The following is a 14,298-nucleotide window of genomic DNA, read 5'->3' as shown; positions in this document are numbered from 1 at the left end:
GCCGCCGCCCCCGCGGACGACCCGCCCGCCGAGTTCGGCACCGACTGGCACGACCCGCTGACCGCGACCCCGCCGATCGAGCGCCCCGCGACCCGGTCCTGCGAACTGACCCTCGCCGAGGCGCAGTTCCGCGACTTCACCCCGTACACCGGCACCTACACCCCGCCCGCCGGCTGCGGCACCGGCCCCTGGGCCAAGGTGGTCCTCCGCCTCGACGGCAAGGTCAAGGGCCGCCAGTACGACCGCCTCGGCCACCTCTCCGTCGGCGGCGTCGAGATCCTGCGCACCTCCACCCCCGAGCCCTCGCCCGACGGCATCACCTGGTCCGTGGAGAAGGACGTCACCCGCTACCGCGACACCCTCAGCCGACCCCAGCCCGTCGAGATGCTGATCGGGAACGTCGTCAACGAAACCTACACCGGGGTCATCGACGTCAAGGCCACCCTCACCTTCCACACCACCGACCGGCACACCGCCGCCCCGGACACCCCCGACCGGGTCCTCCCGCTGACCGGACCCGCCGTCACCACCCCGCGCAACACCGAGCGGATCCTCGCCGAGGTGTACGCGACCGGCTCCGGCGGCGGCTGCGAGGAGTACTGGTACATGACCGCCCCGGACGCCGCCCCGTACTCGTGCAAGGCCTCCGGGGGGCCCTACCGCGAGGTCCGCATCTCCGTCGACGGACGGCTCGCCGGCATCGCCGCCCCCTTCCCGAACGTGTGGACCGGCGGCTGGTCCAACCCGTTCCTCTGGTACGTCGTGCCCGCGCCCCGCGCCTTCGACGTCCGGCCGATCGTCTACGACCTGACGCCGTTCGCCGCGCTCCTCAACGACGGCCGGGAGCACCGGATCGAGGTGTCCGTCGCCGGCGTCCCGGCCGGGCAGCCCGGCTGGAGCACCCCGGCGAACCTGCTGCTGTGGCAGGACGAGGGCCGGGCCGTCGTCACCGGCTCCCTGACCCGGCACGAGGAGGGCGAACCGGCCGGCTCCAGCCGCTTCACGCCCGGTACGGCCGGCAGTCCGCACCGCCTCGACACCGACGGCGGGCACCGCCTGACCGTCTCCGGACGGCTCGACACCTCCCACGGCCGGGTCACCACCACCGTCACCCGCACCGTCCGCAACACCTCCGTGCACCGTTGGACGGACGGCGAGAACCAGGACGCCCTGACCGGCACCTGGACCGACGAGGAGAGCGTCACCCGCGGCCCCGCCACCACCCGCACCGCACGCACGTACACCATGGACGGGGAGACCACCCTCGGCGCCGGGGACCGGCTGCGCACCGTCATCACACTCGGCGACCGTGCCGAGACGACGACCCTGCGCGGCGGCCGGACCGTGGACCGCACCCGCCTCGACGACACCTACACGGGCGACGCGAGCTACACGGCGAACGTGCCGCGCGAGCAGCGGCACGCGGTCGGCACCAGCACCGAGCGCTACCGGCTGTACGGGGCCGGAGTGCCGCGCGGATGCTACGACCGCACCGTGTCCACCGTGCAGGGCGTGCTGACGGAGGACCGGCGACGCTGTTGACGGCGGCGCCGCCTACGATGTCCCGCCATGGACAGAAGTGAGGCCGGCAGACAGCTGGTCGACGGCCGATTCGAACTGGTGGCGCCGCTCGGCGCCGGTGGCATGGGCACGGTGTGGCGCGCCCGCGACATCGCCCTGCACCGCGATGTCGCCCTGAAGGAGGTGCGCCCGCCGGACCCGGCGACGGCCGAGGCCCAGCCCGGTCTCACCGTCCAGTTGCGGGAGCGGGCGGTGCGCGAGGCCCGGGCCCTGGCCCGCCTCGCGCACCCGAACGTCGTCACCATCCACCACATCGTCGAGCCGGCGGCCGGCACGGACGGGCACCCCTGGATCGTGATGGAGCTGGTCAAGGGCGGCTCCCTGCACGACCGGCTGGAGTCGGGTCCGCTGCCGGTCGCCGACGTGATCAGGATCGGCCTGGACGTCCTGTCGGCGCTGCGCGCCGCGCACGCCGAAGGGGTGCTGCACCGCGACGTGAAGCCGGCCAACGTGCTGCTGCGGGCCGACGGCTCGGCCGTGCTGACCGACTTCGGCATCGCCGCCCTGCACGGCTCGACCGCCCTCACGTCCACCGGTGTGCTCATCGGCTCGCCGGAGTACATCGCGCCGGAGCGGGCGCGCGGCGAGGAGGGGCTCCCGGCCTCCGACCTGTGGTCGCTCGGCATGCTGCTGTACGTGGCGGCGGAGGGCACGCACCCGATGCGCCGGGCCACCAGCCTGGCCACCGTCGTCGCCGTGCTGGAGGATCCGGTCCCGGCCCCGGTGCGGTCCGGCCCGCTGGGGCCCGTCCTGGAGCAGCTGCTCGTACGGGACCTGGCCGCGCGGCCCGACGCGGCCCGGCTGGAACAGCTGCTCCGGGACGCGAGCGCTGCTCTTGGCGCTTCCGCGTCCCCGCAGACGCCTCCGGCGGGCCTCGGCCGGTACGGTCCGCCGAGCACGCAGCTCTCCACGCCGCAGCCGGCGACGGCCCCGCCCGGCGCCGTTCCCCCGGCGGTCGGTCCGGCCGTCGGTCCGGGCGGCGCCGGCCCGGTGCCGCCCGGCGCGATGGCCCCCGCCGGCCCGTACGCACCACCGCCGCCGTTCACTCCCGGCGGCGGATCCCCGTACGGGTTCACCACGCCCGTGACCGCGCCGGGCCACACCCCGCGGCGCCGCCCGGCCCTGATCGGCGGCCTCCTCGCGGTGGCCCTGGCCGGCGGCGCGATCGCCCTCGTCAACGGCTTCCCCGGAGGCGGGGCCGAGGGCGGCGCCAAGGGCGGCAGCGGCTCGGGCGGCTCCGGCGCCTCCGCGGCCGCCACCCCGGCCGCGAGCGGGGGCGCCAAGCCGGCCGCGCCCAGCGGCAACGGCGGCCCCGCCGCCCCCAAGGGCAGCCTGCTCACCCCCGCCAACGTCCGCACCGCGATCGAGGCGCTCAAGCAGAAGACGGGCACCACCACCTTCGCGGAGATGACCGTCTACGAGGAGTACGTCATCGCCTCGATCCCCACCGGCCCCGGAGCCAAGACCTACGACCGCTGGGACTACCGCGACGGCGAGGCCAAGCGCAGCGGCCCCGGAGGCACCCTCAAGCCGGACGAGCCGCCGATCGACATGAGCACCGTCAACTGGGACGCCCTGCCCGGCCTGCTCGACACGGCCACGCGGGAGCTCGGCGTCGCCAACCCGACCTCCCGCTACGTCATCATCGAGCCCTGGCTCTTCGACGGGAGCCCCTCCATGCGCCCCTACCTCAGCGACGAGTACGGGCAGGGCGGGTACGTCCACGCCGACACCCAGGGCAAGGTGAAGAAGGTCTACCGCCTCTGAGATCGTGTACCCGTACGCATGTCGCACCGGCATGCGTACGGCCCGACACGGTTCGAGGAGCACGACCACCATGCCCACCTGGCGCACGACCCTCACGGCGGCCGGCATACGCGAGCCCCGGCTGCGCGACGACTACACGCGCGTCGCCCGCCGGGTCCTGCGCCGGGAACCGGCCCCGTACCTGACGCTGCGCCTGCTCGCCGCTCCCGGGCTGGTGCCGTGGATGACGGCCGGGGTCTGCTTCATGAACCTGGTCGACGACGTGGCCGAGACCGGCACCCCGCAGCAGCGCCGCGACGGCCTGGCCGCACTGGCCGGGCGCATCGACACGGCGCTGCGGACCGGCGACAGCCCCGACCCGCTGCTGCGCGCCTACGCGCACGCGGTGGCCTCGCGCGGGCTGCCCGCGCACTGGATCACCCGGTTCCTGGACGGCGCGGCCACCGCCGAGGCCGGCTTCGACGGCTTCGGGACCGAGGAGGACTTCCAGGCCTACCTCGACGCCTACGCCTGGCCGGGCCTGATGGCCTTCACCGGCCTGCAGTACCAGGGCGGCCCCGACGGGGAACAGGCGGCCGGATGGCGGCGGTTCGTGGACGCCGCCCAGCGCGTCGACTTCCTCGCCGACCTCGCCGGGGACCTCGCCGACGGCCGCCTCTGCCTGCCGCGCGCCCTCCTCGCCGAGCACTCCGTGACCCGCTCAGACCTCGAACAGGCCCGGGACACCCCGGCCGTACGCGCCCTCCTCGACGCGTCGACACGGCGGGCCCGGACCGCCCTGGAGGCCACCGACGGCATCCTCGACGTCGTGGACCCGGGGCTTCGTCCGGTGGTCGCCGCCATGACCGAGCTGATGGGACACCAACTGGCCGCCGTGGAGCGGGCCGGCGCGGCCGCCCTGCGCCGCGACGTCGGCTACGGCCTGGCGGCACCCCTGCGCACCCTGGCCCGCGCCCGCGCGTCCCGGGCGGCGGCCGCCGCCCGGTCCGGGCCCGTCAGTACGGGCCGTTGACGTTGTCGATCGAGCCGTAGCGCGCGGCCGCGTAGTTGCAGGCGGCCGTGATGTTCGCGACGGGGTCGTACGAGTCGTTCGAGGTACCGGGCACGTGGTAGGCCCGGAAGGTGGGGTCGATGACCTGGAGCAGGCCCTTGGAAGGAATGCCGGCCGCGGCATTGGAGTCCCAGTTGTTGATGGCCAGGGGGTTTCCGGAGGACTCTCGCATCACATTGCGGTAAATGCCGTTGTAGGTGCCGGGGATTCCGTGCTTGGCCATGACGGCCAGGGACTCCCGGATCCACCCGTCGAGGTTGTTCGGGTAGGCGGCGGCCGGCTTGACCGCGGCCTTCGCCTTGGCCACGGCCGCCTTCGCCGCGGCGCCGAGGCTCAGCTTGGTGCCGGGGCGGATGACCGACGGGTTGCTGCCGATGACACTGCGGTTGGCCTCGTACAGGGCCTGCCAGCCGCCGCTGACCGCGTGCTGGGCGGCGATCTTCGTGAGGGTGTCGCCCGCGGCCACGGAGTAGGTCGTGGGCGCGGCCGTCTTGGCCGCGGGAACCTTGGCGGGCGCCGCCGCAGGAGCCGCCGCGGGCAGCGACGCGGTGGTCACCGCGGGGGACACCGCCGGCTGGCCGACGGCCGCACCGGCCGTGGTCGCGCCGATCAGCGGGAGGGCCAGGGCCGCGCCGCCCGTGCCCGCGAAGGCCAGCTTGCGGGTGATCGGACGCTGCTTGGGGCGGCGGTGCTTGCCGTGTCCGGGCATGGCGGAATTCCTCACGTGCGGGTGCGGGGTGATCCCTGGCGGCGGCCGGATTCGGCAGCTGCCCGCCGGGAACGACGTGACCGTAAGCGAGTCCGAGGGAACGGAACAAGGCTCGGAATCACCCCGGTGATCGAACGGCCCGCGCAGGCCCGGAAAATGACCTTGTCGGATGCTTCGGGAAATGCCGGAATTCCTTTACGGAAAAGGGGAAAACGCCGTCCGGGTAAATGATGTTGATGGCGTTCGCGTGACCCATATCACGGGTTTCGGGCGCGGAGTGCAAAACGGACAAGTGCCCCCTCTGTGTGCCTGATTCGGGCATTCGGGCTGTTCTTTTCCAACCGCCCAGGGTGGGCGTATTCCGGCGCGCCCGCCCTGGGTCGGGGCATCCCGCGACGCGCCTCAGACCTGCGCCGGCCGATCCGCGCGCCCCGGCTCCAGCCGCTCCAGCCGCTCCAGCCGCTCCAGGGCCTCCGACACCGCCCCCGCGCTCGCCGGCAGCAGCGGCAGGCGTACGTCCGGGGTCGGGATCCGGCCCTGGGCGTGGAGCACCGCCTTGACGACCACCGGATTGGGCTCGGCGAAGGCCGCCGCGGACAGCGCGGCCAGGGCGTGGCCCAGGGGCCGGGCCCGAGGCGCGTCGCCGGCTCGCCAGGCGGCCACCAGCTCCGCGTACCGCGCCGTCGCCAGGTGTGCCGAGGCGAGGATCCCGCCCGCCGCTCCAAGCGCCAGCATCGGCGACAGGTACACGTCGTCGCCCGCCAGCACCGTGAAGGAGTCCGGCAGGTCGCCGAGCAGCGCGACCGTGTCCTGGCCGATGTCTCCGGCCGCGTACTTCACCCCGGCCACGCCGGGCAGCTCCCCGAGCCGCCGCAGCGCCGCCGCGTCCAGCGGCTGCCCCGTCCGGTACGGGATGTGGTAGACGACCAGCGGTACGGGGCTGAGCCCTGCCAGCCGCGCGAAGTGCGCCACCACCCCCTCCGCCCCGGGCCGGACGAACGGCGGCACGGTCACCAGCGCCGCCCGCACCTCGGGCCGGTGCGCGAGCCGGCGGAGCGCGGCCTCCGCAGCCCGGGTGCCGCTCGCCCCGGCGCCCACGGTCAGTGCCGCCCCGCGCTCCCGGCAGACCCGCGCGCAGACGTCGGTGACCAGCTCCCGCTCGGCTTCGTCCAGCGCGGCGGTCTCGGCGGTGGTCCCGAGGGCGACGATCCCGGTGGCGCCCTCGTCGAGCACCTCGTGGGCGAGTGCCTCCAGCGCCTCGGCGGCGACGTCCCCGGCGGGCGTGAAGGGGGTGATCAGCGGTACGTGAATCCCGTGAAGGGAAGTGTCCTGTGCCATGCCGACGATCCTCCGGCGCCGCGACCGCCGAATCCAGTTCGCGTTTCTTACCTGAACCGTAAGCTGATCCGATGCTCGACGTACGACGCCTGCGCCTGCTGCGCGAACTCGCCCGCCGCGGCACGATCGCCGCCGTGGCGGAGGCACTTGCCTTCAGCCCTTCGGCGGTGTCCCAGCAACTCGCCGTCCTCGAACGCGAAGCCGGGCTCGCCCTCCTCGAACGCACCGGCCGCAGCGTCCGCCTCACGCCCGCCGGCCAGAACCTCGTCCGGCACGCCGAGGCCGTGCTGGAACGGCTGGAAGAGGCCGCAGCCGACCTCGCCGAGGCGCGCAGCGGACTGGCCGGCGCCCTGCGGATCGGCGCCTTCCCCACCGCCACCCGGGCCATCGTCCCGGCGGCCCTGGTCGCGCTCGCCCGGCGCCATCCGGGGCTGGAGCCGATGGTGTCGGAGACCGACCCGGCGGCCGTGGCGCACGCCCTGCGGGCCGGTGACCTGGACGTGGCCCTGGTGCACGAGTACGACTTCGTCCCCGCGCCGCCGGAACCCGGCCTTGCCACCGAGCCCCTCTACCGCGAGGCGATGTACCTGGCCGCACCGGCAGCCGCACTCGTCCCGTCCCGGGTCCCCGGACCCGTACCCCCGACCGGATCCGGGCCGGGGCCCGACCAGGGATCCGCCCTGCGGGCCCACGCCGACGCCCCCTGGATCACCGCCACCCCCGGCACCCTCTGCCACGCCATGACCGTACGGGCCTGCCAGGCCGCCGGATTCACGCCGCGCGTGCGTCACCAGGTGGACGATTTCGCCACTGTCCTCGCCCTCGTCGCGGCGGGCCAGGGCGTCGCCGTCGTACCGCAGCTCGGCATCCCGGAGCACGGCGCCCCGGCCGTGGCCCTCACCCGGCTTCTGATGGAGCGCCGCACCCAGGTGGCCTTCCGCAGCGGCGCCGCCGCCCACCCGGCGGTGGCCGCCTTCGGGGCCGCGCTCCGCGCCGCCGTACCGCCGGAACTCGCCACCACGCAAGCGAAGGGGTGACGCAACTCCCGTACCCCGCCCCGCCCGTGTACGTTCGTTGATCCAGACGGATCCGAACAGAGCGGGGTATGACGTGATGCATCGCGTACGCGGGGTCATCGCACGGAGCAAGGGCGCACCGGTGGAGACGACGACGATCCTCGTACCGGACCCCGGGCCGGGCGAGGCGCTGGTCCGCGTCCAGGCCTGCGGTGTCTGCCACACCGACCTGCACTACCGCGAGGGCGGCATCAACGACGAGTTCCCCTTCCTCCTCGGCCACGAGGCCGCCGGCATCGTCGAGGCGGTGGGCCCGGACGTCACCTCCGTCGCCCCCGGTGACTTCGTCGTCCTCAACTGGCGTGCGGTGTGCGGCACCTGCCGGGCCTGCAAGCGGGGCCGCCCCTGGTACTGCTTCGCCACGCACAACGCCACCCAGCCGATGACGCTGGAGGACGGCACCCGGCTGTCCCCGGCGCTCGGCATCGGTGCGTTCGCCGAGAAGACCCTGGTCGCCGCCGGCCAGTGCACCAAGGTCGACCCGGCCGCCTCGCCGGCCGCGGCCGGCCTCCTCGGCTGCGGGGTCATGGCCGGCCTCGGCGCCGCCCTGAACACCGGCGGCGTCGGGCGTGGCGACTCGGTCGCCGTCATCGGCTGCGGGGGAGTGGGCAACGCGGCCGTGGCCGGCGCCCGGCTGGCCGGCGCGTCCCGGATCATCGCCGTCGACCTCGACGACCGGAAGCTGGAGTGGGCCCGCGGGCTCGGCGCCACCCACACCGTCAACGGCCGCACCGAGGACGTGGTCGAGGCGATCCGGGAACTCACCGGCGGGAACGGCGCGGACGTCGTCATCGAGGCGGTCGGCCGCCCCGAGACCTACCGGCAGGCCTTCTACGCCCGGGACCTGGCCGGCACCGTCGTCCTGGTCGGCGTCCCCACGCCGGAGATGCAGCTCGAACTCCCGCTGCTCGACGTCTTCGGCCGCGGCGGCGCCCTGAAGTCCTCCTGGTACGGGGACTGCCTGCCCGAGCGGGACTTCCCGCTGCTGATCGACCTCTACCTGCAGGGCCGCCTCGACCTGGACGCCTTCGTCTCCGAGACCATCCCCCTCGACGCGATCGAGGAGGCCTTCGCCCGGATGGAGCGCGGCGAGGTCCTCCGCTCGGTCGTCGTCCTCTAGCCCCGACCTGCCCGGCGCACACCCGCCCGACCGCCGCCCCGTTCGGTCATGTCTCGCCTATTGTGCGGAACATGACCGAACATCAGGAGCAGCCCGCGCAGCTCGAACCCATGCCCACCGACTGGCAGCGCGCCCTCGCGGTGGTCGCCCACCCCGACGACCTGGAGTACGGCGGCGCCGCGGCCATCGCCGACTGGACCGACGGCGGCCGCGAGGTGGTCTACCTGCTGGCCACCCGCGGCGAGGCCGGCATCGACACCATCCCCCCGGAGGAGTGCGCCCCGCTCCGCGAGGCCGAGCAGCGGGCCAGCGCGGCCGTCGTCGGGGTCTCCACCGTGGAGTTCCTCGACCACCGCGACGGCGTCCTCGAGTACGGCCTCGACCTGCGCCGGGACATCGCGGCCGCCATCCGGCGGCACCGCCCCGAGCTGCTGATCACCCTCAACCACCGCGACAGCTGGGGCGCAGAGCGCGGCGGCTTCTGGAACACCCCGGACCACAAGGCCGTCGGCCGGGCCGCGCTGGACGCGGCCGCCGACGCCGGCAACCGGTGGATCTTCCCGGAACTCCTGACCGAGCAGGGCCTCGAACCGTGGAACGGCGTGCGCTGGATCGCCGTCGCCGGCTCCCCGACCCCGACGCACGCGGCGGACGCCACCGCCGGACTGGAGCGCTCGATCCAGTCGCTGATGGAGCACAAGACGTACATAGAGGTCCTCACCGACCAGGATCCGCACGAGTACTGCCGGAACTTCCTCACCGGATTCGCCGAGCGGGCCGCGGCCCGCTTCGGGGGCCGCCCGGCCGTGACGTTCGAACTGTTCTCGCGCTGATCCACCCTTCCGGGCCCCAGCCCCGTCACACCGTTCCCAAGATGGCAAGCGACCGCTTAGTATGCCCCGCGGAGCGTGGTTCCCGACGGCGGCTGGAGGCCCCGGATGCAGGCATGGCGAGTTCACACCACCGGCGAACCCCGCGAGGCGATGCGCCTCGAAGAGGTTCCGGAACCCGTGCCCGGCGGGGGAGAGGTACGGCTGCGCGTCCTGGCCGCGAACGTCAACTTCCCCGACGCACTCCTCGTCCGCGGCCAGTACCAGATCCGGCCGCCCCTGCCGTTCACCCCCGGCGTCGAGGTCTGCGGCGAGACGGAGGACGGCCGACGCGTCATCGCCACCCCCAGCCTGCCGCACGGCGGCTTCGCCGAGTACGTCACCGCCCCGGCCCGCGCCCTGCTGCCCGCCCCCGAGGCCCTCGACGACGCCGAGGCCGCCGCCCTGCACATCGGCTACCAGACCGGCTGGTTCGGCCTGCACCGCCGGGCCCGCCTCCAGGCGGGCGAGACCCTGCTGGTGCACGCCGCCGCCGGCGGGGTCGGCAGTGCCGCCGTCCAGCTCGGCAAGGCCGCCGGAGCCACCGTCATCGGCGTCGTCGGCGGCAAGGCCAAGGCCCGCACCGCCGAGGAGCTCGGCTGCGACCTCGTCATCGACCGCACCACCGAGGACATCGCCACCCGGGTCAAGGAGTCCACCGGCGGCCGCGGCGCCGACGTCGTCTACGACCCCGTCGGCGGCGACGCCCACACCGCCTCAGCCAAGTGCGTGGCCTTCGAGGGCCGGATCGTCGTCGTCGGCTTCGCCGGCGGCACCGTCCCCACCCCCGCCCTGAACCACGCCCTGGTCAAGAACTACTCCATTCTCGGGCTGCACTGGGGGCTGTACGCCGCCAAGGACCCGGCCGCGGTCCTCGCCTGCCACGCCGAACTCACCCGGCTCGCCACCGAGGGCGCCGTCAAACCGCTGGTCAGCGAACGGGTCCCGCTCGCCGGAGCCGCCGACGCCGTACAGCGCCTCGCCGACGGCACCACCACCGGCCGGCTCGTCGTCGTACCCGGCGCGGAGGGAGGTGCCCGACGGTGACCACCGCCGAGGAACTCGCCCGGCGGGTCCGGGAGCTGCTCGCCGCGCACCCGCCCGCCACCACCGACCGCACCGCCTTCCTGCGGGCCCGCTTCGACGCAGGCCTCGCCTGGGTCCACTACCCCGAAGGACTCGGCGGACTCGGCGCGCCCCGCACCCTCCAGGCCGCCGTCGACGCCGCGCTGGAAGCCGCCGGAGCCCCCGACAACGACCCGCGCCGCATCGGCATCGGCCTCGGCATGGCCGCCCCGACGATCCTGGCGTACGGCACCGACGAGCAGAAGGAGCGCTTCCTGCGCCCGCTGTGGGCCGGCGAGGAGGTCTGGTGCCAGCTCTTCAGCGAGCCCGGCGCCGGCTCCGACCTCGCCGCCCTCGGCACCCGGGCCGTCCTCGACGAGGCCGCGGGTGAATGGGTGGTGGACGGCCAGAAGGTGTGGACCTCCAGCGCCCACACCGCCCGCTGGGCCATCCTGATCGCCCGCACCGACCCGGACCTGCCCAAGCACCGGGGCACCACCTACTTCCTGTGCGACATGCACCACCCCGGCGTCGAGGTCCGGCCGCTGCGCCAGATCACCGGCGAGGCCGAGTTCAACGAGGTCTTCCTCACCGGCGTCCGCATCCCGGACTCCCACCGGCTCGGCGCCGTCGGCCAGGGCTGGGAGGTCGCCCGCACCACCCTGATGAACGAGCGGGTCTCCATCGGCGGCATGCGGCTCCCCCGCGAGGGCGGCATGATCGCCCCCGTCGCCGCCGCCTGGCGCGAACGGCCCGCCCTGCGCACCCACGCCCTCCACCAGCGCCTGCTGCAGCTGTGGGTCGAGGCCGAGGTCGCCCGGCTCACCGGCGAGCGGCTGCGCCAGCAGCTGGCCGCAGGCCGGCCCGGACCCGAGGGATCCGGCATGAAGTACACCTTCGCCCGGCTCAACCAGGAGATCAGCGGCCTGGAGGTGGAACTCCTCGGCGAGGACGGCCTGGTGTACGAGGACTGGACGATGCGCCGGCCCGAGACCGTCGACTTCACCGGCCGCGACGCCGGATACCGCTACCTGCGCGCCAAGGGCAACAGCATCGAGGGCGGCACCAGCGAGATCCTCCTCAACATCATCGCCGAACGCGTCCTCGGACTGCCCGCCGAGCCGCGCGACGACAAGGACCTCCCCTGGAAGGACCTCTCCCGATGACGACCTTCCCCGCGGCAGGGCTCGACCTGCTCTACTCCGACACCGAGGACGCCCTCCGCGCCGCCGTACGGTCCTTGCTCGCCGACCGCTGCACCCCCGCCGGGCTGCTCGCCCGCATCGAGACCGGCCACCCCCACGACCCCGCCCTGTGGCACACCCTCGCCGCGGAGATCGGCACGGCAGGGCTCCTCGTCCCCGAGAAGCTCGGCGGCCAGGGCGCCGGCCACCGCGAGGCCGCCGTCGTCCTGGAGGAACTCGGCCGAGCCGTGGCCCCCGCCCCGTACCTGACCAGCGCGGTCCTCGCGACGGAGATCCTGCTGGGCTGCGACCCGGCCGCGGCTCTGCCGCTGCTGCGCGAACTCGCCGCCGGCCGGCGGGTCTGCGTACCGGCACTGCCGCTGACCCTCGGCCCGGGCGCGCCCCTGCCGGCCCCCGTACGGGACACCGGGGGCGGGATCCTGACCGGGCGGGCGACGACGGTGGCGGACGCGGCCGCCGCCGACGTGCTGCTGGTCCTCGCCGACACCGGGCTGTACGCGGTCGAGGCGGCCGCCGTCTCGCTCGTGCCGCAGGTCCCACTGGACCTGACCAGGCCGCCGGCCCACCTCACCCTGGACGGGGCGCCCGGCACCCTGCTCGCCGATCCGGGGACGGCCCGCGCGGCCGTGGCCGGGGCCCTGCTGTCCGGGGCGGGCCTGCTCGCCTCGGAGCAGGTCGGGATCGCCGAATGGTGCCTGATGCAGACCGTGGCCCACCTGAAGATCCGGCACCAGTTCAACCGGCCCCTCGGCTCCTTCCAGGCCCTCAAGCACCGCCTCGCCCGGCTCTGGCTGGACGTCACCTCCGCCCGCGCGGCGGCCCGGGCGGCCGCCGACGCCCTCGCCACCGCCTCCCCTGACGCGCCGCTCACCGTGGCCGTCGCCCAGGCCCACTGCTCCGGCGTCGCGGTACGCGCCGCCGAGGAGTGCGTCCAGCTGCACGGTGGCATCGGCATGACGTGGGAGCACCCGGCCCACGTCTACCTCAAGCGGGCCAAGGCCGACGCCCTGGCCCTCGGCACGGCAGGCCACCACCACGGCCTCGTCGCGGACTTCACGGAACTCCCCGCCCCGTAGGCCGCAGGTCCCCCGGGCAGCCCAGGTGACCTCCCCCGCCGCGTCGCGTTAGACCCCGTAGCGCGAACCACCGAGCGAGGGAGAGAACGTATGCACGCCGCACACGCCTGGGCACGACCGACCCGCCGCGCGGTCCTGCGCACGGTCTTCACCGCGGCGGTGCTCGCCGGCACCGCCGCGGCCCTGGCCCCCGTCCTGCGCGCCCGCCGGCCCCGGCAGACCCTCACCCCGGCCCCGCTGGCCGAGGAGACGGAGACGTACCGCGGCCGGCACATCGCGGTGACCGAGACCGGGGTCAGCATCGACGGCCGCCCGCTGCACGTGATGCGCCGCGCCGACGGCAGCTACCTCAGCGGGATCAACCACTTCCAGTCCTTCGCGACCCCGCTGGAGCTCGCCCGCGCGGCCGTCGACGAACTCGGCACCACCCAGCTGGCCCTCGCCGCCCCGCAGCACGGCTGACGCACGGATCGGGAGGAGCTCCCCGTGTACACCCGGCAGAACCAGCGCAACCTGACCAGTGCCCAGAAGAAGCGGTTCACGGCCGCAGTCCTGGAGATCAAGCGCACCGGCGCGTACGACGACCTGGTGCGCACGCACGACCGGTACTTCGTGCCCGACCGGGAAAGCAAGCTGCGGGTGGGGCACATGTCCCCCTCGTTCTTCCCGTGGCACCGGCGCTACCTGCTGGAGTTCGAGCGGCTGCTCCGGGGGGTAGACCCGGGCGTGAGCATCCCGTACTGGGACTGGACCACGGACAGCAGCCCGGCCTCCTCGCTGTGGGCCGAGGATTTCCTCGGCGGCACCGGTCGGGAGGGCGACCGCCAGGTCATGACCGGCCCCTTCGCCCACGGGCGGGGCAACTGGGAGATCACGGTCGGCGTCTCGGAGGCCCGCTTCCTCACCCGCAACCTGGGCCGGCCGCAGAACCCCATCACCCTGCCCGGCCGCGCCGAGCTGCAGTGGGCGCTCGACGACCCGGTGTACGACACCGCACCCTGGAACTCGACGGCGCGCGACGGCGGGTTCCGCAACAAACTGGAGGGCTGGGCCGCCCCGAAAAGCGAGCGCTGGCGCAACCACAACAAGGTGCACCAGTGGATCGGCGGCCACATGACCGGCGGCACGGCCCCCAACGACCCGGCCTTCTGGCTGCACCACGCCTTCGTCGACCTGCTGTGGGACCGCTGGCAGCAGCAGCACCCCGGCTCCGGCTACCTGCCCGCCGCCCCCCTGAAGGCCGGCGATCTCCAGCGCGGCCGGGTGATCTCCCTGGACGAGCCGATGCCGCCGTGGAACGTCAGCCCGCGCGAGATGCTCGGCCACCGGGGCCTCTACCGCTACGAGTGACCGCCGGCAGTCGCCGGCAGTCGCCGGCATGCCCACGGCCCGCGCAGCGGGTGGGCATGCGGAAGGGCCCCCGCCTGGCGGCGGGGGCCCT

At 74.5% G+C, this 14,298-nt stretch carries 13 protein-coding genes; 11 read left to right on the top strand and 2 right to left on the bottom strand.

Annotation, left to right across the window (positions count from 1 at the left end; translation table 11 throughout):
• The 3 genes from HYE82_RS00920 to HYE82_RS00910 all read left to right on the top strand — a co-directional run.
• Window positions 1-1,542, top strand: a 1,542-nt coding sequence (locus tag HYE82_RS00920; RefSeq protein WP_179171936.1) for a peptide-N4-asparagine amidase, incomplete at its 5' end; no start/stop codon positions are given.
• A gap of 27 nt (window positions 1,543-1,569) precedes the next feature.
• Window positions 1,570-3,348, top strand: coding sequence for a serine/threonine-protein kinase (locus HYE82_RS00915; RefSeq protein WP_256986801.1), 1,779 nt, complete (start codon window positions 1,570-1,572; stop codon window positions 3,346-3,348).
• A gap of 70 nt (window positions 3,349-3,418) precedes the next feature.
• Window positions 3,419-4,360, top strand: coding sequence for a squalene/phytoene synthase family protein (locus HYE82_RS00910; protein WP_179171935.1), 942 nt, complete (start codon window positions 3,419-3,421; stop codon window positions 4,358-4,360).
• Here the strand turns inward: HYE82_RS00910 and HYE82_RS00905 are convergent.
• Together HYE82_RS00905 and HYE82_RS00900 are read right to left on the bottom strand one after the other, a co-directional pair.
• Complete coding sequence (locus HYE82_RS00905; protein ID WP_179171934.1) at window positions 4,344-5,108, bottom strand: transglycosylase SLT domain-containing protein; 765 nt, start codon at window positions 5,106-5,108, stop codon at window positions 4,344-4,346. The two genes, HYE82_RS00910 and HYE82_RS00905, sit on opposite strands and share 17 nt — an antisense overlap.
• Before the next feature lie 402 nt (window positions 5,109-5,510).
• Window positions 5,511-6,446 (bottom strand): dihydrodipicolinate synthase family protein, encoded by a 936-nt coding sequence (locus HYE82_RS00900; RefSeq protein WP_179171933.1) that lies wholly within the window; start codon window positions 6,444-6,446, stop codon window positions 5,511-5,513.
• Between the two features lie 71 nt (window positions 6,447-6,517).
• Here HYE82_RS00900 and HYE82_RS00895 point away from each other — a divergent pair, with 71 nt between their 5' ends.
• The 8 genes from HYE82_RS00895 (at window position 6,518) to HYE82_RS00860 (ending at window position 14,207) form a co-directional block, all read left to right on the top strand.
• Complete coding sequence (locus HYE82_RS00895; protein WP_179171932.1) at window positions 6,518-7,483, top strand: LysR family transcriptional regulator; 966 nt, start codon at window positions 6,518-6,520, stop codon at window positions 7,481-7,483.
• 73 nt (window positions 7,484-7,556) lie between these two features.
• Window positions 7,557-8,642 carry an S-(hydroxymethyl)mycothiol dehydrogenase gene (locus HYE82_RS00890; RefSeq protein ID WP_179171931.1) on the top strand — a complete coding sequence of 362 codons (1,086 nt, stop codon included), beginning with the start codon at window positions 7,557-7,559 and terminating at the stop codon, window positions 8,640-8,642.
• Between the two features lie 71 nt (window positions 8,643-8,713).
• Window positions 8,714-9,475 (top strand): PIG-L deacetylase family protein, encoded by a 762-nt coding sequence (locus HYE82_RS00885; protein ID WP_179171930.1) that lies wholly within the window; start codon window positions 8,714-8,716, stop codon window positions 9,473-9,475.
• Between the two features lie 105 nt (window positions 9,476-9,580).
• A complete protein-coding gene (locus HYE82_RS00880; RefSeq protein ID WP_179171929.1) occupies window positions 9,581-10,558 on the top strand; it encodes an NADPH:quinone oxidoreductase family protein in 978 nt (325 codons plus the stop codon).
• Window positions 10,555-11,742, top strand: a complete 1,188-nt coding sequence (locus tag HYE82_RS00875) for an acyl-CoA dehydrogenase family protein (RefSeq protein ID WP_179171928.1) — start codon at window positions 10,555-10,557, stop codon at window positions 11,740-11,742. The genes HYE82_RS00880 and HYE82_RS00875 overlap by 4 nt, the downstream gene beginning before the upstream one ends.
• A complete protein-coding gene (locus HYE82_RS00870; RefSeq protein ID WP_179171927.1) occupies window positions 11,739-12,857 on the top strand; it encodes an acyl-CoA dehydrogenase family protein in 1,119 nt (372 codons plus the stop codon). Before HYE82_RS00875 ends, HYE82_RS00870 begins: the two co-directional genes overlap by 4 nt.
• 90 nt (window positions 12,858-12,947) lie before the next feature.
• A complete protein-coding gene (locus HYE82_RS00865) occupies window positions 12,948-13,319 on the top strand; it encodes a tyrosinase family oxidase copper chaperone (RefSeq protein WP_179171926.1) in 372 nt (123 codons plus the stop codon).
• 24 nt (window positions 13,320-13,343) lie between these two features.
• Window positions 13,344-14,207 (top strand): tyrosinase family protein, encoded by an 864-nt coding sequence (locus HYE82_RS00860; protein WP_179171925.1) that lies wholly within the window; start codon window positions 13,344-13,346, stop codon window positions 14,205-14,207.
• Window positions 14,208-14,298: the final 91 nt, after the last annotated feature.

Origin of the sequence: Streptomyces sp. BR123, assembly GCF_013401435.1 — a bacterium.
In the GTDB taxonomy this organism is placed as follows: Bacteria; Actinomycetota; Actinomycetes; order Streptomycetales; family Streptomycetaceae; genus Streptomyces.
The sequence above is the reverse complement of the archived record's forward strand: the minus strand, read 5'-3'. Positions and strand labels throughout refer to the sequence as shown.